General features: G+C 61.0%; 19 protein-coding genes and 2 pseudogenes. 11 read left to right on the top strand and 10 right to left on the bottom strand.

Annotated features, from left to right (window positions below; translation table 11 throughout):
* Positions 1 to 46 precede the first annotated feature (46 nt).
* The 4 genes and pseudogenes from BLR13_RS23475 (at position 47) to BLR13_RS23460 (ending at position 5,090) form a co-directional block, all read left to right on the top strand.
* Positions 47 to 922, top strand: a complete 876-nt coding sequence (locus BLR13_RS23475) for an amidohydrolase family protein (RefSeq protein ID WP_197679486.1) — start codon at positions 47 to 49, stop codon at positions 920 to 922.
* Between the two features lie 427 nt (positions 923 to 1,349).
* A pseudogene (locus BLR13_RS23470) lies at positions 1,350 to 1,868 on the top strand (transposase); the annotation flags it as partial.
* Between the two features lie 385 nt (positions 1,869 to 2,253).
* A complete protein-coding gene (locus BLR13_RS23465; protein ID WP_074819127.1) occupies positions 2,254 to 3,435 on the top strand; it encodes a serine hydrolase domain-containing protein in 1,182 nt (393 codons plus the stop codon).
* Between the two features lie 128 nt (positions 3,436 to 3,563).
* Entirely contained in the window at positions 3,564 to 5,090 is a 1,527-nt protein-coding gene (locus BLR13_RS23460; protein WP_074819128.1) for an ABC transporter substrate-binding protein, read from the top strand.
* A gap of 15 nt (positions 5,091 to 5,105) precedes the next feature.
* Here the strand turns inward: BLR13_RS23460 and BLR13_RS23455 are convergent, their stop codons facing one another.
* The 9 genes from BLR13_RS23455 to BLR13_RS23415 form a co-directional block, all read right to left on the bottom strand.
* The gene (locus BLR13_RS23455; RefSeq protein ID WP_074819131.1) at positions 5,106 to 6,062 is read right to left on the bottom strand and encodes an ABC transporter ATP-binding protein; all 957 of its coding nucleotides are present in this window, start codon (positions 6,060 to 6,062) and stop codon (positions 5,106 to 5,108) included.
* Entirely contained in the window at positions 6,059 to 7,051 is a 993-nt protein-coding gene (locus BLR13_RS23450) for an ABC transporter ATP-binding protein (RefSeq protein ID WP_074819133.1), read from the bottom strand. Before BLR13_RS23450 ends, BLR13_RS23455 begins: the two co-directional genes overlap by 4 nt.
* On the bottom strand, positions 7,048 to 7,926 hold the full coding sequence (locus BLR13_RS23445; RefSeq protein WP_074819135.1) for an ABC transporter permease: 879 nt from the start codon (positions 7,924 to 7,926) through the stop codon (positions 7,048 to 7,050). Before BLR13_RS23445 ends, BLR13_RS23450 begins: the two co-directional genes overlap by 4 nt.
* Positions 7,923 to 8,837, bottom strand: coding sequence for an ABC transporter permease (locus tag BLR13_RS23440; protein ID WP_074819137.1), 915 nt, complete (start codon positions 8,835 to 8,837; stop codon positions 7,923 to 7,925). The genes BLR13_RS23445 and BLR13_RS23440 overlap by 4 nt, the downstream gene beginning before the upstream one ends.
* A 306-nt stretch (positions 8,838 to 9,143) precedes the next feature.
* The gene (locus BLR13_RS23435) at positions 9,144 to 9,476 is read right to left on the bottom strand and encodes a sulfite:cytochrome C oxidoreductase subunit b precursor (RefSeq protein WP_074819140.1); all 333 of its coding nucleotides are present in this window, start codon (positions 9,474 to 9,476) and stop codon (positions 9,144 to 9,146) included.
* 12 nt (positions 9,477 to 9,488) lie between these two features.
* Positions 9,489 to 10,727 (bottom strand): molybdopterin-dependent oxidoreductase, encoded by a 1,239-nt coding sequence (locus BLR13_RS23430; protein ID WP_074819143.1) that lies wholly within the window; start codon positions 10,725 to 10,727, stop codon positions 9,489 to 9,491.
* A 485-nt stretch (positions 10,728 to 11,212) separates the two neighbouring features.
* A complete protein-coding gene (locus BLR13_RS41820; RefSeq protein WP_171944943.1) occupies positions 11,213 to 11,950 on the bottom strand; it encodes a hypothetical protein in 738 nt (245 codons plus the stop codon).
* Between the two features lie 6 nt (positions 11,951 to 11,956).
* On the bottom strand, positions 11,957 to 12,202 hold the full coding sequence (locus BLR13_RS23420) for a hypothetical protein (protein ID WP_074819151.1): 246 nt from the start codon (positions 12,200 to 12,202) through the stop codon (positions 11,957 to 11,959).
* A gap of 192 nt (positions 12,203 to 12,394) precedes the next feature.
* Entirely contained in the window at positions 12,395 to 13,348 is a 954-nt protein-coding gene (locus BLR13_RS23415) for a hydrogen peroxide-inducible genes activator (protein ID WP_074819153.1), read from the bottom strand.
* A gap of 425 nt (positions 13,349 to 13,773) precedes the next feature.
* Between BLR13_RS23415 and BLR13_RS23410 the strand changes: the two genes are divergently transcribed.
* Together BLR13_RS23410 and BLR13_RS23405 are read left to right on the top strand one after the other, a co-directional pair.
* A complete protein-coding gene (locus tag BLR13_RS23410) occupies positions 13,774 to 15,237 on the top strand; it encodes a catalase (protein ID WP_244524922.1) in 1,464 nt (487 codons plus the stop codon).
* A gap of 125 nt (positions 15,238 to 15,362) precedes the next feature.
* Positions 15,363 to 16,109: an MIP/aquaporin family protein gene (locus BLR13_RS23405; protein ID WP_074819158.1), complete on the top strand. Its 747-nt coding sequence runs from the start codon at positions 15,363 to 15,365 to the stop codon at positions 16,107 to 16,109.
* Between the two features lie 77 nt (positions 16,110 to 16,186).
* On the opposite strand, the pseudogene BLR13_RS23400 reads toward BLR13_RS23405, so the two are convergent.
* Positions 16,187 to 16,386, bottom strand: a pseudogene (locus BLR13_RS23400) (formaldehyde dehydrogenase, glutathione-independent); the annotation flags it as partial.
* A gap of 128 nt (positions 16,387 to 16,514) precedes the next feature.
* On the opposite strand from BLR13_RS23400, the gene BLR13_RS23395 reads away from it, so the two are divergent.
* The 5 genes from BLR13_RS23395 (at position 16,515) to BLR13_RS23380 (ending at position 20,204) form a co-directional block, all read left to right on the top strand.
* Complete coding sequence (locus BLR13_RS23395) at positions 16,515 to 17,492, top strand: helix-turn-helix domain-containing protein (protein WP_079586032.1); 978 nt, start codon at positions 16,515 to 16,517, stop codon at positions 17,490 to 17,492.
* A gap of 378 nt (positions 17,493 to 17,870) precedes the next feature.
* Complete coding sequence (locus BLR13_RS23390) at positions 17,871 to 18,458, top strand: thermostable hemolysin (protein ID WP_074819162.1); 588 nt, start codon at positions 17,871 to 17,873, stop codon at positions 18,456 to 18,458.
* Positions 18,459 to 18,732: 274 nt separating this feature from the next.
* Positions 18,733 to 18,924, top strand: a complete 192-nt coding sequence (locus BLR13_RS40325) for a class I SAM-dependent methyltransferase (protein ID WP_143039691.1) — start codon at positions 18,733 to 18,735, stop codon at positions 18,922 to 18,924.
* Positions 18,917 to 19,351, top strand: coding sequence for a class I SAM-dependent methyltransferase (locus BLR13_RS23385; protein ID WP_143039692.1), 435 nt, complete (start codon positions 18,917 to 18,919; stop codon positions 19,349 to 19,351). Before BLR13_RS40325 ends, BLR13_RS23385 begins: the two co-directional genes overlap by 8 nt.
* Before the next feature lie 283 nt (positions 19,352 to 19,634).
* Positions 19,635 to 20,204 (top strand): NADPH-dependent FMN reductase, encoded by a 570-nt coding sequence (locus tag BLR13_RS23380; protein WP_074819169.1) that lies wholly within the window; start codon positions 19,635 to 19,637, stop codon positions 20,202 to 20,204.
* Positions 20,205 to 20,238 lie beyond the last annotated feature (34 nt).

Raw genomic sequence — 20,238 nt, 5'->3', positions numbered from 1 at the left:
CCAAGCACTGCTCGACTGGGAATAACGCCGTATGGGAGGCGAAGCTTTGACTTCCGATTTGAATCACTTCGACCTTTTCCTCACGGGGGCACTATTCTCACGGCAAACCCGGACCAGCCCGAGATCCGTGACGGTTCGACGGGTCACGGTGAATTTGGCGGCACATGCCGTAGACACGTGCTCTGACGGTTTTCTTCGCGAGATCTCCGAATTGGCAAGCCGCCACTCCCTGGTCGTCACCACGCATTTGGCACAGAGCATCGTCGAGGTGGATCGGGTTCGTGAGCGTACCGGCAAGACTTCGACGGAGGTACTCGAAGACGTCGGGCTACTGAATTCCCGCCTGATGGGTGGGCATTGCATCTATCTGACCGACTCCGACATTGCCCGGATGGCGCGGAGCGGTGCTCACGTCGTACATATCCCGAAATGCAACGCTTCTTCCGGCCGGTTTGCCCCGACCCCGAAGTTAAAGCGAGCCGGAATCAATATTGCGCTGGCTACCGATACACAGCACGGCGACATGGTGGAGCTCATGCGCTGGGCCCTTGTGACCGCGCGCGTGCAAACCGGGGGCGTGGACGATGAATGGCAACCGCATCACGTCTTCCACATGGCGACGCTCGGTGGAGCCAATGCGCTCGGCATAGCCGCCTCGGTCGGCAGCATTGAAGTCGGAAAGTGCGCCGACCTCGTCGTATTTGATTTTCAGCGGCCCCACTTGACGCCTCAGGTCAACCCGCTTGGCAACTTGGTGCACACAGGCCACGGACGAGATGTCGCGATGGTGCTGGTCGATGGCGAAATCTTGGTCAAGGACGGGCGGCCCACGCGCGTCGACATGGATGTCATCTGCCGCGAGGCCGAGAAAGCCGCGCGCGAGGTTTGGGGCGATGCAGGCCGTCAGTACTGGGCGGGGTGATGACGTGTTGCTCGTTTAATGCGCTGCCATAAAGGCTTAACGAGAACATGACAATTACCGGCTGGCCGATCACCACGATGATGCGCGGCCGCTTCGCCGTGCGGAGCGACAAATTTGTCGGGGAACAAAAGTGACGGGCCATGTCAGCCGCGGAAGCCGCCGCTATGACGCATTAAGCCGAGACCGGAAACATGTTCCGTTGTTGGGCACTTAGCTGACGCCGCAATTTGGCAAACGTCCACTTTGCGCCGATATTGTTGATTTAGTCTGCGGTTGAACGGCGTTGGCCGGCGTGATTCTCTCCTCGTGTTGCTTTGCGGAGGAGCGGAACGATGATGGGGACGCAGACGGCGCCGGCGCGGCTGTTTTACGATTTCTGCCTCGATGACCATGTCCCCGAAGATCACCTGCTCCGACGCATTGACAGATCGAACCGCACATCCCGGTGTTCGATAAGTCCAACCGGACCGACGGCACCTTCTCCCGATCCGACTTCGTGTTCGACGCTGAACGCAACCACTACACCTGCCCGCAGGGCAAGCTGCTGGTGCAGTTCCGGCGAACCTACGCGACGCCGCGCTCGGGCATTACCAAGGATGGGACGCGGTTATACCGATCGAGCAAGTCTGATTGCCAGGGCTGCGCCTTCAAGGCGAAGTGCTGCCCGAATACGCCGCAGCGTAAAGTGCCGCGTGACCTCGACGAAGATGCGCGCGATGTCGCCCGAAGCCTAGCAAACACGCCGGCCTACGAGCGTTCGCGTCATCGCCGGAAGAGGGTCGAGATGCTGTTCGCCCATCTCAAGCGCATTCTCCGACCCGGTCGCCTCAGATTGCGCGGCCCGAGTGGCGCGCGAGACGAGTTCCTACTCGCGGCCACGGCCCAGAACCTGAGGAAGCTCGCAAAGCTTCGACCGATGCCAGCCGCTTGCCCTGTGCCGGCATGACGGCTCCAAAGCAATCGGCGCCGATGCCCGGCCCGATCCTGAGACAACCCCCCAATAAATAGACCTGGCCCGCAAACGGAGGAGCCGGAAACAAAGCGGCGACTAAATCAACAATATCCGCCACAAGCGGGCATTCGCTGGATAACGGCGACGTGACCTGAGGACAGGCCTGCCTGCGCGGGATAATCTTTACTTCCCTCGTCAGCTTGGTCGAACGGGCTATCGGTCTTGCGCGAAGGCCTGTGCGCTCCATCGGACGGTAGGCAATTGCAGTGGGATAGTGTAGGCGGTCAGGACAGACATCGGCGGACATCTTGCTGAATCCGTCGAAGCCGGAGGTCAGCCCGCGGCCGGGTTCCTGAAGAATCCTAATTGAAGGAAAGTCATGACTTCTCGTTCCAGCCTGTATGGACCAGCGGCCTATTACCCCGATGCAACGTGGCAGCACCGGACGCCTTCAGAATCGGGCGTCCGTCCCGACCTCCTGAAGCAGGCGATCGATTTTGCAGTCGCCGGGGAGACGAAGGCACCCCGCGACCTCGTGATGAACCATTATCAAACCTTCGGCAGCGAACCGTTCGGCTACGCGATCGGGCCGATCAGGGAACGCGGCGATCCGACCGGAATCATCATTCACAACGGCTACATCGTCGCTGAATGGGGAGAGCCGCTTCGTGTAGACATGACTCACAGCGTGACCAAGAGCCTGCTTTCCAGCGTCGTCGGAATTGCCGTCGAGCGCGGCATGATCAGAAGCGTCGATGACGCCGTAAGGGAATATGTCGCACCGATACAGCTCTACGCCCCGCCCTCGACCACCAACAAATCGGATCGGCTCACCACGCCCGATCTGCTGTTGCCCTTTGAATCGCCGCACAACCGCACGATCACCTGGGACAATCTGTTGCGGCAGACCAGCGACTGGGAAGGCACGCTGTGGGGCAAGCCGGACTGGGCAGACCGGCCCGATGAGAATCCGGCGCAATGGACCACGCGGCCGCGCAACAGACCGGGCACCGTGTATAAATACAACGACGTCCGCACCAATGTCCTGGCGCTCGCAGCCCTCAATGTCTGGCGACGCCCGCTGCCGCAGGTGCTGAAGGAAACCATCATGGACCCGATCGGCGCCTCCAACAGCTGGCGCTGGTTCGGCTACGAGAATTCCTGGGTGGTGCTGGACGGCAGCCTGATGCAGTCGGTGACCGGCGGCGGCCACTGGGGCGGCGGCATGTATATCAATGCCTACGACATGGCCCGCTTCGGTTACCTAACGCTGCGTCGCGGCAAGTGGAAGGATCGTCAACTGCTCTCGGAGCAATGGATCGATCAGGCACGCACGCCGACCAGGCCGGAGCCGATCTACGGCTACATGAACTGGTTCCTCAACACCGACCGCAAGCGCTGGCCGAGTGCCCCGGCTACCGCTTTCGCCCATAGCGGCAACGGCACCAACCTGGTCTATGTCGATCCGGAGCACGATCTCGTGGCCGTGGTTCGCTGGATCGACGGTGAGGCGATCGACGGCTTCCTGAAACGGTTGCTCGCGGCCATCGATCACAGATAGGTTGGCGCGTCAGCGGCCCGCAACCACTGCGTTGGCATGCAGGTTGCTTCTATTCCCGGTGCCGTATGTTTGCGCGTAGTATGTTTCCGATGCCCTCTAAAGTGTCGGAATTGAAAAGGACCAACTAGATGCGAACCGATATCTGGCGCCGCGGCGCTCTCCTGGCCGCCTGCATGACATTGGCAATGGCGGCCCCGGCGCTTGCGCAAAAATCGGCTGACACGCTGCGCATCACCTGGCGCGACGCCATTCCCGATGTCGACCCGTACTATAATTCGCAGCGCACCGGCATGGTCGTGGCCTTCCACGCTTTCGATTGTCTGGTGTATCGCGATCCCGTCACCATGGAGATAAAGCCTGCTTTGGCCACGTCGTGGAAGCAGGTCGATGCCACCACGATCGACTTCACCTTGCGCGAGGACGTGACGTTCCAGAACGGCGACCCGTTTACCGCCGACGACGTGGTTTACACGATCAACGACATCGTCCACGACAAGCAGGTGGCCATCCCCGCCTACTACATCTCCTACGCCGGCGCGGAGAAGATCGACGACTTTCACGTCCGCCTGAAGCTGACCGGAGTGTCTCCGGCCGTGATGGAATATCTGGCGATGGTCACGCCGATCTGGCCGAAAGCCTATCGCGAGAAAATCGGTGCCGATGCCTACGCCCGTGCCCCGATCGGCACCGGCCCCTACAAGATCACCAAGGTCGACGGCACCACCGAGATCGATATGGAGCGGTATGACGGCTACTACGCCGGCAGCCCCAAGGGCCGGCCTGCCATCCGCTATATCAAGATCCACGAAGTGCCCGACGCAACCACCGAGCTGACCGAACTGCTCGGCGGAAAAGCCGACTGGATCTGGGGCTATAATGCCGATCAGTTCGCGAATATCGCGCGGATGCCAAATCTGGAGGCGGTGCGGTTCGGCACCATGCGGGTCCATTTCATGACCGTCGACGCCGCCGGCCGTTCCGGCGCCGACAATCCGCTGACCAAGCTGAAGGTGCGACAGGCGGTCATCTCGGCCATCGACCGCGGCACGATGGCCAAGCAGCTGATCCAGGGCAATTCGCAGGTCATCGACACGCCGTGTTTTCCGAGCCAGTTCGGCTGTGACATAGCGGCGGCCGTGAAATATCCATACGACCCGACCAAGGCCAAGCAGCTTCTAACCGAGGCCGGTTATCCCAACGGCTTCGATACCGAACTCGTGTCCTATGCAACACCGCAGGTTGGCGCTGCCGTGCAGAACTATCTCAAGGCTGTCGGCATCAACATGCGGATCCAGCAGCTCCAGATCGGCGCTGCCATCCAGCTGGCGGAAGCCGGCAAGGCGCCGTTGTATTCGGGGAGTTGGGGCAGCAATTCCGTCAACGATACCTCGGCGTTCATGCCCTATTGGCTCGGCGGCGGATTGAACGACTACGCGCGCGATGCCGATGTGCAAAAGCTGTTGAAACAGGCCGGAGCCAGCATCGATCCGGAGGAGCGTCGCAAGGCCTTTGGCGAGGCGATCCACCTCGCCACGGAACGCGTTGATTTCGTGCCGCTGTTCAGCGACGTCCGCTACGTCGCATTTTCAAAGCAGTTGAATTTCCAGGGCTTCCCGGACGATGTGCCGCGTTTCTATCTGTCGACCTGGAAATAGCGACTGGCGCCTGCCCTATGCCGGGATTGCCAGCAGACATTCGACCAGACGGCCATCCTTGCGGATGTTGTCCGGCATCGTAGCGGCGCATTTCGCCAATGCGCTCGGGCAACGCGGGTGGAAACGACAACCCGGCGGGATATTGGTGGGATCCGGGTAGGCGTCGCCCAGACCGACATCGGGAAGGCCGAGAGCCGGGTCCGGTGTCAGCACGGAGGCCAGCAGCGCCTGTGTGTAGGGGTGCGTGGGGGTGCGGAACAGCTCCTGCGCCGGCGCCTGCTCGACGATCCGGCCGAGGTACATCACCGCCACTTCCGTGGCGATGTATTCCACCACCGCCAGGTTGTGGCTGATGAAGAGATAGGTCAGTCCGAGCTCCCGCCGCAATTCCGCCAGCAGGTTGAGAATCTGCGCCTGCACGGAGACATCCAGCGCGCTGGTGGGCTCGTCGCACACCACGATGCGCGGGTGCAGCACGAGGGCACGCGCGATGGCCACACGCTGCCGCTGGCCGCCGGAGAGCTGGCCCGGCATGCGCTCGGCCATCTCGCTGGAAATTCCAACGCGCGCCAGCATCTCCATGACGCGATCGGCCTGCTGCGCCTTCGGCAGATTGCCCTGGGAGGCCAGCGGCAGGCCGACGATGTCGCGAATACGCTGGCGCGGGTTGAGCGAGGAGTACGGGTCCTGGAACACGGGCTGGATCAGTCGGGCACGTTCGCGCCGATCCATGCCGGCCAGGCTGCGTCCATCCACCAGAATCTCGCCCGAGGTCGGCGGCAGCAGGCCCATGATGAGACGGGCAAGCGTTGACTTGCCGCAGCCGGACTCGCCCACCACCCCCAGCACATCGCCCGCCGGAAGCGAGAACGTGACGCCGTCTACCGCGCGCACCTTGTGACGGAGGCCTGCCATAGCGCTGCGTTGCTGGAACTCGCGGTAGACATTCCGGACTTCGATCGCATGGGTCATGCGGCGGCAGCTCGCTTCCAATCCGGCGGCAGCCGGCAGAGATAGAAATGATCGCCGCCGGCATTGCGCAACGGCATGGTCTGGGCACATTCCGGCATGGCCAAAGTACAGCGGTCGCGAAACCCGCAACCGATGAAGCCCGGCGCTATGCGCGGTACCACGCCCGGAATGTTGCCCAGGGGCTCGCCCGCCCGCGTCATGCCGGGCACGGGAATGCAGTCCAATAGCCCGCGCGTGTAGGGGTGCGTGGGTGCTGCGAACACCTCGGCCACCGTACCGGTTTCGACCACCTCGCCCGCATACATCACCGAGACTCGCTGCGCCATCCGCGCCACCACGCCGAGATCATGCGTGATCAACAGCAATGCCAATCCCAACTCCTGCTGCAGCTTCTGCAGCAGCCGCAGGATCTGCGCTTGTACCGTCACATCGAGAGCCGTTGTCGGTTCGTCGGCGATCAGCAACTCCGGATCGCACATCAGCGCCATGGCGATCATCACCCGCTGGCGCAGACCGCCGGAGAGCTGATGGGGATATTGCCCGAGGCGCATCCCCGGAGCGGTAATGCCCACGCGCGCCAGCAACTCGGCCGCCCTGTCCATGGCCTGCCGCCGTGTCGCCCCACGATGGCGTTCGAACACCTCGGACATCTGCGATCCGATCGTATAGGCCGGGTTCAGGCTCGTCATCGGTTCCTGGAAGATCATCGCCATCTTGTCGCCGCGCAGCCGTGCGGTCTGCCGCTCCGACATGCCCAGCAGATCCTGCCCCTGAAAGCGAAGGTGATCGGCGGTGCGGGCGATCCCGCGCGGCAGCAGGTTCATCACCGATAGCGCGGTAACGGATTTGCCGCAGCCGGACTCGCCGACCAGGCAATGCGTTTCGCCGCGCGCCACCGCCAACGTCACGCCCCGCGCGGCTTCGGTCTGCCCGAAGGAGACACGCAGATTGGCGACGCTGAGAACCGGGTCCGGTACGACGGGTGTCATCGCCGCATATCCGCCCCGAGCAAGTCGCGCAGCCCGTCGCCCAGCAGGTTGATGCCGAGCACCAGCACGAACAGCGCGACCCCGGGGGTCATGATCACCCACGGGCTGAAGAACATGTATTCCTTGGCTTCGGCGATCATCAGCCCCCAGCTCGGCAAGGGCGGCGGCACGCCCAGTCCGAGAAATGACAGAGCCGCTTCAAGCAGGATCGCCAGCGCCATTTCCAGCGTTGCCACCACCACCAAATGATTGGCGATATTGGGAAGCACCTCGCGCAGCAGAATATGCAGGCGCGATGCACCGGCAGCCTGGGCTGCGGCGATGTAATCGAGGTTGCGTACCTGCATCGCGGTGGTACGCGCCACCACGGCGAACCGGTCCCACAGCAACAGCCCGAGCGTCAGAATCACCACCGCAAGCGAACTGCCAACCAGCGCCACCACCGTCAACGCCACCAGGATCAGCGGGATCGACAGGCGGCAGGTGATCAGGAACATCACGACGTCGTCGGTGCGCCCGCCATAGAACCCGCCGATGATTCCCAGCGTGATACCAATGACGCCGGATGTGATGACGGTCAGCATGCCGATCAGCATGGAAATGCGCGTGCCGTAGATCAGGCGTGACAGGTAATCGCGGCCGATCTGATCCGTGCCCAATAGATGCGTCGGCTGGCTGCCCTCCATCCAAACCGGAGGAATGAGGCGCTGGTTGAGATCCTGAGCGAATGGATCATGCGGCGTCAGATAGGGTGCGAAGATCGCGACCAGCACTGCGGCCCCTATGATCACTGCGCCCAGCAGCGTGGCGAGGTGACGAAATGCAGGTAACCACCGCCGGGCCGGCCGGGATTGGACAATTACAATGGCACTCATCCGCGCAACCTCGGATCGAGCAGCGCATTCATCATGTCCGCCAGCAAGGTCAGGGCGATGTAGATGACGGCCAAAAACAGCACGACGGCCTGGACCACCGGAAAATCATTCTTGGTGATAGACTCCCAGGCCAGATAGCCGACGCCCGGCAGTGCGAAGACAGACTCGATCACCACGGATCCTCCCAACATAAAGCCGAGTTGCACCGCCGCGATGGAGACCACCGGCATCGCCGCATTGCGCAAGGCATGCTTGAGGATGATCTTCGTCCGGCTCAGTCCCTTCGCGCGCGCGGTGCGAATGTAATCCGCCGCCAGCGCGTCGATCATTCCCGAGCGGGTCAGGCGCATCAAGGCTGGGATTGCCGAAAAGGCCAGCACGATCCCCGGCATGATGTAGCCTTGCCAGGTGTCCACGCCCGAAATCGGCAGCCATTGCAGGTCGAGGCCAAGCAGCACGATCATCACCAGACCGAACCAGAAGCCCGGCATAGCCTGCCCCAACAGCGCCACCATCATGATGCCCCGATCGATCGCCGAGCCCTCTCGCACCGCCGCCAGAATGCCCAGCGGCAGGGCGACCAACAGCGCGATCGCAAGGCCGGTCAGGCCAAGCGCCAGAGTGACCGGCAATCGATCGCGGATCAGTCCCCAGACCGGGACATGGTACAGGAAGGATCGGCCGAGGTCGCCCTCGGCTGCGTGGCCGGCCCATTCGAGAAACTGCACCACCAAAGGGCGGTCGAGGCCATAATTCCTGGTAATGATTGCGACATCGGCCGCGGAAGCGTTCGGGCCTGCGATCGACGCGGCCAGATCGCCGGAGAGGCGTGTCAGGATGAAGCTGACGACCAGAACGGTGAGGCACACCAAGGCGGCCAGCCACAGTCTGCGGACGATAAACAAGACCATTACCGACAACTACGATAGCGAGCCAGTCACTGCAAGTTCAGAAGTAGAAACATTGCAATGGCGACATCGAAATCTGCCGGTGTTTTTTTACATATGCTCGCAATATGTTCGCCATACGCCCAAGCCTGCGGCACCGACCGCCGCTCTCACGTACGAGCAAAAAAGGTTCATGGCGTAAGCTCATTCGCCACCGGAGGCGGGACATTCCAACACCAATTCCAAGTTTCGTCATGGCGAGCTGTTTCGTTTCGTTTAGGTTTGGCGGCGCGCCAGGATCCTGTCGCCCCCGGGCTTGTGTTACCGGTCCTATGAAGCGCCTTTGGTGCGAACCAGATAGTTCACGATCGCTTTGGCGTCGTCAGGGCTGACGGGAGCCTTGTAGGCCGTAATCATCTTGTTGACGACCTCTTGCCAGGCCTCCCTGGACAACGAAGGCTGGTTCAACACATGGTCGGCCGAGTGACAGGCCAGGCAATTGTTGTTGATCGCATCCGATCCCGGACCGGCCGGGAACATCGCGTCGCTGGTGGGGACATCCAGCTTCGGCGACTTCAATGTGGTGATCGTTGCGGCCTCGCCGGGATGTCGCAACAGAACGAGACCGGCAACGGCGGCGGCCATCAGAAGAACAGCACGCATCCTAGTTCCTCCTCAGGCCGCGACCACATGGGTCGTTTCAATGGTATTGTACATGTAGCCGGTCGGATTCCAGATCGGGAAATCGGGCTGGGCCTCGTTCCCAGTGTTGGTGCAACGAACCATCAGGGTGCGCACGCCGCGCGCCGGCAGCGTAAATTGCGTCTGCCATTGCCGGAACCCGTATGTCCCCTGGTCGGCACCGAGTTGGGTCGGCTGCCAGCTCTTGCCGCCATCGATCGACAGATCGACGCGGGCAACGCCGCAATCGCCGCCGAAGGCGATACCTCGCGCCGAAGCCGGCACCCCCGCCGGCACGCTGTCGCCGTTGCGGATATTGGTGATAAACGACCTCGGAACATTGCGGGTCACCGGAACCGTCTTGAATCCCGTCTCGCCCGGCTTGACGGTATTGTGCGGCGTATCGGGCACGCGGTAGCCGGTCGCCGTCCAGTAATTGGTGTCGGGCTGATCCAATACTTCAATGTCGTTCAGCATCTTGATCCAGTAGACGCCGCACCAGCCGGGCACGACGAGCCGCAGCGGAAATCCGTTCAACAATGGAAGCTGTTCGCCGTTCATGCCGAAAGCGATCATCACTTCGCCATCGCGGGCGTGATCGATGGTCAGCGACTTCAGGAATTTCGGCGCGTCCTGCATCGCCGGCTCGTCCAAGCCACCGAAGCGGACCTGAATGGCGCCAGGTTTTACGCCGGCACGGTCAAGCACGTCCTTGAGACGCACACCGGTCCAGATCGCGTTACTCATCGAACCATTTGCCCATTGAGCGCCGGCAACGCGTGGAACGGCGTAGATGCGCGAAGCGCCGGCGCATTGGTTGACAGCGGCGATATCGAATCTCGGCAAGCCCTGCAAGATATCTTTGAGCGACAGCGAAAGGGTCTGATTGACTAGGCCGCGCACCGTCAGACGAAAGCTGTCGACATCGATGTCGCCCGGGAAATTCGCCCAGTGCCAGCTGACATAATGCTGGTCGTTTGGGGTGAACACGCCTTTGTCGAAGACCTCGAAGGGCGTCTCAAGCCATGGCGGGCTGGATCGCTGCAAAATCATTCGGCCCTTTTGCGGATAGGAGGTAGTGATCATCCGCGTACTCGGACCGCCCGGCACATGCAGATCGACCGTCTCTTGCGCGGACGCCGGCGAAGACAATAGCGCCAGGCTGGCAACGCCCATCCCGCCCAGTACGCGCCGTCGCGTCAGTCCCGATGGTTGCACGTCGTGATCCCGCATCAGCTGCTCCTATCCTGTGCCCTTGCGGTACGGCCGAACCAGGTCCGCGGCGTCAGACTTGACGACAGCTTCAGTACGCCGGAGTGTCCGCACTGCATGCAGGACCCGTCTGTCGTACGATTTCGCGAGTGCCGGCCCGCTTTCGCGGTCACGGTTCTTCGTCTGCCGTGAACGCAAGCCAAGCGCCTCACTTTTCCAGATGTAGGAAGGAACGAGCACCATGCTCATCACGCTTGAGTGTTCGGCCACCCGCGGCGGCTGAACGGACGCCTGGCAAACGTGCGTGAAACTCTAATGTTGAGCTTGCGCGTGTCGAGCACAGCTACGTGATTTCGGAAACGTAGCGGGTCGCAGCGAGGAAGTAGCCGCCTCCCGCGAAAATTGACCTCAGCGCGGGACCGCGCCGAGGTCTTCTCATGGCAATCGACACTTATGCAGTCAGTTGACGTTTCAGACCGCGATCAACATCGATAAGCGACGGTCGATCAACCGCATACCTGGCGGGGTTGCAGACGCCAGCCATGCGCGGTGTGCACCCGTCGCCGAAGAACGTAGCAACTGCCGTCGTCGTAGTAAGAATCGTCGTAGGTGTAGTACGGATAATCGTAAGCGTAGTCGTTCCAGTAGCCATACGGCCGGTAGCCGTAGTGGTGGTGCCCGTAGTCGTGGCCATTAAATCCTCGAACGACGGGACCGGGGCCAAAGCCATGGAAGCCGCCATTGTTGGATCCTCGAACGACGGGGCCGGGGCCAAAACCGTGAAATCCTCCAGCGAAAGCGCCACTGTGGAAGCCGCCGCCACCAAAGCCGCCCATGCCTCCTCCGTGGAAGCCACCGCCACCACCAAAGCCGCCGCCACCATGTCCACCGCCGCCTCCACCGCCGCCGCCTCCACCGCCGCGCGCTTGTGCACCCGTCGCGAGCAGAGAGCCGGCAAGGAGGGCGGTTGCCAATACCGTCATCATTCTTCGTCCAGTCATGTCATTTTCCTTTCGACGGGCAGAGCCGTCAGTGATCATCGAACTTCTCGCCCCGCATGTGGCCGCCCGGCTCCCAATCGCTAACGGGAAATTTCGAAGGCGGTAACCGGAGCTGCCAATGGCACCGGCCGCTGAATTCCAGGGCGCGATGGCGCTCGGATGCCGACAGATCATCATCGGGTCGTTGGAGATTTTGAAGGCCATAGAGCGCAGCGATTGGAAGCGGCCGCTTGGCCGCTTCATTTTCCATTATCCGCGGTGCACCCGATAGTGACGGTGCAGACGAGGTTCCACGGACGCGTTGTCGTTCTGCCAGTAGCCGCCATTGGTGTACGGATTGCCCGCTCCCAGGTTTTGGCAATTTGCATTTGGGTAGAACTGCGCGCAATAGCCGGGATCGTTGATAACGGCTTGCGCCAGCGCGGGAGTTGCGAAAGCTGTCGCGGCAAAAGCGGCAGCGCCAATCGATGCGAATTTCATCTTGGTCTGCATCATCGTTCTTCGTTCAGTCATGTCATTTTCCTTTCAATGGCCAGAGCCACTAGCGATCATTTCTCGCCTAGGCCACATATGGTCGCCCGGCTCCCAATCGCTAACGGGAAATTTCGAAGGCATTGATCGAAGCAGCCGATGACGCCGGGCCAGCACACAGGCATCGCCACAATGGATGCCGACCTGGCGCGCTGCTCAGGGCGCTGCCAGTACTTCAGTGTCCCGGTCAGGCGCAATTGCTCTCTTGCTACCAGTCAGACACTCTCGGATAAGATTTCCGAGCATCCTGAATTCGACGCCGCGCGAGGATGTCGGCCGCCAAGCCAGGACCAGGGTCCGGAACGGCTTGTCTGGAGAGAGCGGCCGAATCACAACATTGCGAGTTGAAGCGAGTTCTGAATCCACCGCAATCTGGGGCATTAGCGTGATGCCAAGTTCAGCGGCCACCATCTGGACAAGCGTTCGCAGGCTGGTCGCCTGGAAGACTTCATTGCGAACCGGATCCGCGATCCGGCATGCCTGCAGTGAATGGCTGCGCAGGCAATGTCCGTCCTCGATCAGGAGCAGCTGCTCGCGCGCCAGGTCATCACGGCTCACCACCTTGTGATGGCCAAGAGAATGGTTGCGCGGCATCGCTACGACGATTGGATCTTTTGCGATTTCCATCGCCTCGACATCGCCAAGGTCATAAGGAATTGCCACCAACAAAATGTCGAGCTCTCCTCCAGCGAGCCTGTCCAGCAACACTGCAGTCGGTGCCTCCCGCACGTACAGTTTGAGCTTCGGCAGCGCAATGCCCAGATGCGACAGCAGCGAGGGCAGGACATACGGCCCGACTGTCGGGATTACCCCGAACCGGAGCGGCCCGGACAATGGCTCCTGCGCGTTGTGGGCCAACCCGACCAGCTCCTCGGCGTCGACCAGCAGTCGCCGGGCGCGCGTCGCGATCTCTTTCCCCAAGGGCGTCAGTATCACGTGGCGATGGCTGCGCTCAAACAGCGTTATGCCCAGCCGTGCCTCGAGCTCCTTGATCCCTCCGCTCAGCGTCGATTGCGTGACGGCACAACTTTCCGCAGCACGGCCGAAATGGCATTGCTCGGCCAGAGCACAGAGAAAGCGGAGTTGTTGAAGACTGGGCAGGATGGCCATCGGAATGTTCACTGAAGCTGTGCGTCTTTATCAATTGGACCAATGGCAAAGAATGCGGGCCAACCGCACACACGAGATATGAGCCAGCAGACTCTCCATGGCCGCATACTTATAAATCAATCACTTGCAAACGTGTCACTATCCGGTGAAGCACCATGAAATACCGTCAACATTTCGAAGCCATCATCAAGGCAATTTGCCGCGAGGGTGATAAATTCCGGCTTCCGGAGATTGGCGCAAAACCGGCGCAATCGCAGCAATCGAACCAAAGTCGTTGCGAAGCGGATGCATACATTTTCGGTCCGCGCCCGGTTTCTCGCAAACGCAATTCAGTCCAACTGGCGAGGTTGCGAAAGCAAGAGTAACGCTGCTGCAGAGCAGTTGCGCTGCCGGGATCTAAATATCTCGTAATACAGGAGTAATCCGTGGCCAAACGCCCCACCCTCACTACCGACAGCGGCATGCCGGTTCCCGACAACCAGAACAGCATCACGGCGGGCCCGCGCGGCCCGGTGCTGATGCAAGACTTCTTTCTGTTCGAGAAGCTTGCTCACCAGAACCGCGAGCGCATTCCCGAACGTGGCCAGCACGCCAAGGGCTCGGGCGCTTATGGCACGCTGACCATCACGCACGACATCACGAAATACACCAAGGCGAAGGTGTTACAGAAGGGAAAAACGACCGAAGCTTTCCTGCGCTTTTCGACGGTGGCGGGCGAGCGCGGCGCCGCCGACGCCGAGCGCGACGTCCGCGGCTTCGCGCTGCGCTTCTATACCGAAGAAGGCAATTGGGACTTGGTCGGCAACAATACGCCGATATTCTTCGTGCGCGACGCGTTGAAGTTCCCTGACTTCATACACACCCAGAAGCGGCACCCGAGAACCAACATGCGCTCGCCGACCGCGATGTGGGATTTCTGGTCGCTTTCGCCCGAGAGCCTGCACCAGGTTACCATCCTGATGTCCGACCGCGGCTTGCCGCAGAGCTATCGAAATATCGACGGCTTCGGCTCTCATGCCTACTCGTTCATCAACGCCAACAATGAACGGCACTGGGTGAAATTCCATTTCAAGACCATGCAGGGCATCAAGAACTGGACCAATGCCGAGGCCGCCGAGAAGGTCGCCCACGACCGCGAGACCCATCAGCGCGATCTGTTCGAGTCGATCGAGCGCGGCGATTTCCCGAAATGGAAATTCTCGGTGCAGATCATGCCCGAGAGCGACGTCGGCAAGCACTGGTATAACCCGTTCGACCTCACCAAAGTGTGGCCGCACAAGGACTATCCGCTGATCGAGGTCGGCGTTCTCGAGTTGAACCGTAATCCCGAAAATTATTTCGCGGAGGTCGAGCAGGCCGCGCTCTCACCCGCAAACATGGTGCCCGGCATCAGCCATTCGCCGGACAAGATGCTGCAGGCGCGCATCTTCTCCTATGCGGACGCGCACCGCTATCGCGTCGGCGTCAATGCTGATCAGCTTCCCGTCAACAAGCCGCGCTGCCCGGTGCATACGTACAACGTCGATGGTGCCATGCGGCTCGCTGGCAACCCGAATCCTGATGCCTATTACGAGCCGAACTCGTTCAACGGCCCCGTCCAGGACGAGCGCTTCCGCGAGCCGCCGCTGAAAATCTCCGGCGATGCCGACCGCTACAATCGCCGCGACGGCAACAACGACTATCGTCAGCCTGGCGACTTGTTCCGGCTGATGACGGCCGACCAGAAAGAGCAGCTCTTCCAGAACTACAAGGCAGCGATGGCAGGCGTGCCGGTCGAGATCGTGAAGCGGCAGATCGTCCATTGCTACAGGGCCGATCCCGAATACGGTGCTGGCGTCGCGAAGGCGATAGGCATCGATTTCAAACCGCAGACGATCGCCGCGGAGTAGGCCCGCACGCTTCGCCGGCCGGCGGCGCGCTCGCGTGCCGTCGGCCCCCTCGCCCAAACCGACGTATCGTTCCCCGGCGCAAACCTAATCGCGCCGGGCGTTCAATCTCATCTCTGGAGACAAACATGTCCAACTGGATTGCACCCAAGCTCCTTGCGGAATTCATCGGTACCTTCTCGTTCGTATTCATCGGCGCCGGCGCAGCGGCCGTGGTCGGCGGCGGTGCCGGCCTCAACGGCATCACAGCGGTTGCCTTCGCGCACGGCTTGGCCATCATGACCTTCGCCTTCGCTTACGGCCCGGTGTCGGGCGGACACATGAACCCCGCGGTCACTATCGGCGTGCTCGCCGCCGGCGCGATGCGCGTCGGTGAGGCGGCCGGTTATATCATCAGCCAGCTCATCGGTGGCATCGCTGGCGCGTTGTTGTTGCGGACGGTTCTGGGCGGGGCCGCCACAGGCCTTGGTCTGCCTGCACTCGCGCACGGTCTTGCTCTCGGCGCCACCACGGTCACGATCACGCCGGAGGCCGGCTTTGTGATCGAGGCGTTGCTCGGCTTTTTCCTGGTCACGGTCGTACTCAGCACGGCGGTTGCGGGCCGCGCCGGCAATCTTGCGCCGCTGGCAATAGGAATGACGCTGACCTTCAATATAATCATGGGTGGAGCCCTCACTGGGGCCCCCTTCAACCCGGCACGCGCGCTCGGCCCGATGGTCGCGACCGGAAATTTCAACGATGCCTGGCTGTACATGACCGCCCCGATTGTTGGCGCCGTCGTCGCAGCGCTCTTGCATACGGGCCTTGCCAGGCTTGTCCAAGAGCGAGCGATAGCAACCCAGCCGGGCAGCGCCGCGCAGACGCCGGCCGAATAAGTCCGCGAAATGGCGCCGTTGCCGGAGGACGGCGGCGCCATATCTGGTCGGAGAGCCGCTCAGTCGCGCCTCGACGCTTACGCCGCCTTGGCGAGCAGCCCGTGCGGATCGATGACGAATTTGTTGGCGACGCCGGCGTCGAAGGATTTGTAGGCTTCCGGCGCGAGCTCGAGAGTGACCACCTTGACATTGATTTTGGCGATGGGCAGCCGATCCCAGAGTATTGCCTGCATGAGCTGCCCGGCGTCTGGCCGGTGTGGAAGGTCTGGGACTTTGCCTCAAATCATCGTGACGCTCGAATTTCAACTCGGCGTGAGAGCGGCAGGCTCGGCGTCTTGACGGATTGCGCGATCGCCCTATGTCGCTTGCAGCGGACCCAAGGCGGGGAGCGAGTGAGATCGAACAATGGCCAATTCCGCCCAAGAGACATCGAGTCAATACGCTTCCCAGTCGCCTCCGGTACGTCCGATCCCCGAATATCACGCGCCGGCACCGTTGCAGTCAGGCGTTGAAGCTCGCTCGAGTGTTGACTTCTCGCCGCCTGAGATCATCAGTCGCCGCTCCGCGGCATTGCCGGGCGTGCACGTGGAAACGGTCCAGGTCATGCGGTACACGCCTTTTGAATATGGATTCCGGGCTCCCTGCCATCTTCTCATCGCGGCAGAGCTTGCTGAGCGCTACGAAGGTGAGACGTTTGTCGAGGGCCTCCCTCGATCGGCCTTGCGCGATTTCACGCGGAAGCTGACTTTCGTTCCTGCTGGACATGATTTTCGCGGATCGCAGAGACCGCGTGCGCTGACGCGTACAACCTACATCTACATTGATCCGCGCGGGCCTCTCGCCGATCCCGCGCTGCGGTTTGGCGAGGTCGAGTTCAAGCCACGCCTGTTCTTTTACGACCGTGATCTGTGGGAGATCGCTCTCAAGCTCAAGTCGCTGGTCGAGAACCCGACCTCGATATACGGGCGATACGCCGAGGCGCTCGGCACCTTGCTGACGCACGAACTCGTTCGCATCAACGGCGACGCGACCCTTAACGCGCCAGTCAACCGGGGCGGCCTTGCGTGTTGGCAGCAAAAACGGGTGTCCGCCTATATCGAGGAGCATGTCGCCGACGATATCCAGCTCGCGACCTTTGCCGAATTGGCGCGGCTGAGCCCGTACCATTTCTCCCGCTCGTTCAAACGTTCCTTTGGCATGCCGCCGCGCAGATACCATGCGAACCGCCGGATCGAACGGGCCAAGCAGCTATTGGCGAATGATCAGCTGCCCGTTACCGCGATTGCATTAGATATCGGCTTCAGCGACACGAGTACATTCACCGCCGCATTTCACCGACTGACCGGCCAAACTCCAACCCGCTATCGTCGCAGTCTCGACTAAAAGGAGTCAGAAGGAGACGCGTGATAGGCGCTTCGCTACCCGATCGGGACAGCCGAAGACGTCGATTTCGAAGCCTTTCTTGACGATAAGGGAAGATGGTGACGACCATCCCAACCCATTCTTGTGTCTGATTGTTTCTACCATTACGAGAAGCTAATACTGATTAAGAAGCCTTTACTTCGACATGTGGGTGGACCCATTCGAAACTCGTACTTACTAACTCCGCGCGCATTCGCGCACGGGGTACTCGATCGTACACGCATCTATCATTCGGCATCACGCGTTCGCGATCTCGTGAGCGTTTGTTGAACAACGCCATGCTTAATTTAACCATTGTTTGGGGACACACGCCTCCTGATGAATGCACGAGGCACACCGATGTGCGAGACCATTGTCGTCAGAGAAGGTGACGCCTTGAGGCGCGTCGTCGAAACGTTCATCCGCAATGTCTATGCCGCCGAATACGGCGCACAGTTGCAGACGTTTCCACCCCGCCTTTTTGCGCTTACGAACGAGCGCGCCGAGATCATGTGCGCCGCCGGTGTGAGGCTTCAGGAGGATGGCTTCTTCTCCGAGATTTATCTAGATTCACCCATCGAACAAGAGCTCTGCACGGCGTCCAAGCGGACCATTACTCGCAACGAGATCTTCGAGGTCACCACCTTCGCAAGCCGGGCCCCTCGGGCGACAATGAAATTCATCAAATCACTCGGACTCTTCGGCGTGCAAAACGGCTTCGCATGGTCGTTCTTTACGCTGACCCAACGTTTGCACCGGCTGGTGGAGCGATTGGGCCATCCTCTGACCCACTTGGCAGACGCAGACTACCGGCGAATTCCGGATCACCAGCGATGGGGCACCTACTACGCCTCGCAGCCGAAGGTGTTCGCAATCGCGAGTCCTCTCCTCGGGCTCGATGGCAATTACGCTCAGGGGTCAGGATCACTCCATGCGGAATCTGTTTGACGCAATGCACCGTCTCGCTCGCGAGGCGGGAGATAAAACTGCTCGTTCTGCCGCCCCATCCCGATCGTCCGCTGTGGGACAAGAACCGGCGACTTGTGATCCAGGAACGGCTCGACAGCATCGCGGCAAAGCAGTGACGGATTCTCAACGGGACCTGTCTCGGGGCGACGACCTCGTCGTGCGCCCCCGTCACATTTTGGATTGGCTATGGCATGCTTTGGGTGCGCAGTTACAGCATCCGTCCGGCGTTTTCGGGTCTCTGATCGGATGGCTCATGGCGCTCGTTAATGACGAGCCCAACCGGTTGGCTGTCGATGCCTTGAACCTGGGGCCGGGTGAAAATGTCCTTGAACTCGGCTTCGGCCCGGGTTGGGGCCTCCGAAGCATCGCCGAGCGTACTCGCGGTGCCCGAGTGTACGGCGTGGACCAATCCGCCCGAATGCTCGAGCAGGCTAAGCGTGAATGAGGTGGCGGTATCCTCGGGTCGAATGGTGCTGGTGCAGGGGCCTTTCAGTCCGCTTCCCTGGATCGACGAGACGTTCGACAAGGTGTTGCTGGTCAACGTGGCTTATTTTTTCGATTCCGATGGCCGGGATATGTCTGAAGTTTATCGCGTGCTGCGGTCGGGCGGTCGTTCCGTCATCTACCTCACGTCTCGCGAAACCATGGCCAAATGGCCGTTTACTGGTCCCGAAACACATAAACTCTATGACCGCTGTGAGCTACTCGATCTTCTCGTTGGCGCTGGATTTCAGCCATCGGACATAGCCATTGAAGACGTGCGACTTCCTTTCGGAATAATGGGTCTCTTGGCGACCGCTGCAAAATCTTGGAGTACGCCCGATGGACCCACGCCGGCCACGCGGCGGCAAAGGCTGAATCCGCCACCCTAGAGCACCTCTGCGCGGCATTGCCGAATCGAAAGCGCAGGGGGATTGCACATTCAGCAGACGAGCCACACAGAACTGGGAAGAAAGAAAGCCGCGCGAACGCGCCTACAGACATGGCGGCCTGCTTGGTTGGAAGTAACCCAGCGCGACTGACCCAAAGGCGAAATCGCTTCAGCAACTGGGGAGCCCATAAGTCGAATTTTAAACTCGAATTTACTTGAGCTGGTCGAGGTTGAGTGATGTTCGTGGTGGCACAAGAAACGAAGCCCTTCAGGAACTGCGCCCCATGACCCAACACCGCCTTCTCGGCCTCTCCGGCAGCCTGCGCCGGGCTTCCAACGGCACCGCGGTACTGCGCGGTCTTCAGGACGCACTTGCGCCGAAGGCTGTGCTCGACATTTTCTCCTTGCATGGGTTGCCGCTCTATAACGAGGATAACGATGGTGAGCACGCGCCAGAATCAGTCCGCGCTCTGCGTTTGGCCATCGAGACAACGGATGGCGTAATCATGGTATCGCCCGAGTACAATCACGGCATGTCCGGCGTCCTGAAGAACGCGCTCGACTGGGCCTCCCGGCCTTATGGATGTTCAGTGCTGAGGAGCAAGCCGGTATTGACGATGACGACCTCGCCTGCCTTCACTGGCGGCGTGCGCGCGCAGCAGCAAATGAACGAGACGCTCGCATCGATCCCAGCGCGTCCTGTGCTTCGGCCCCAGATCGTGATCGGGAGCGTGCATGAAAAGGTCAGCGACGGGCGCATCGTCGACGAGGCCACGCTGCGCTTTGCGCTGGCAGGCGTGGATGACCTCCTCGACGAGATCAGGGCCGCACGCCTTGTTCGAGTGGCGGCATGAGGTGACGACCGCTCTGCTGATGCCCGGTGGCGAT

It is taken from the genome of Bradyrhizobium ottawaense, assembly GCF_900099825.1.
GTDB classification, from domain to species: Bacteria; Pseudomonadota; Alphaproteobacteria; order Rhizobiales; family Xanthobacteraceae; genus Bradyrhizobium; species Bradyrhizobium ottawaense_A.
Note: the sequence above shows the minus strand (reverse complement) of the source record. Positions and strands in the feature narration are given on the sequence as shown.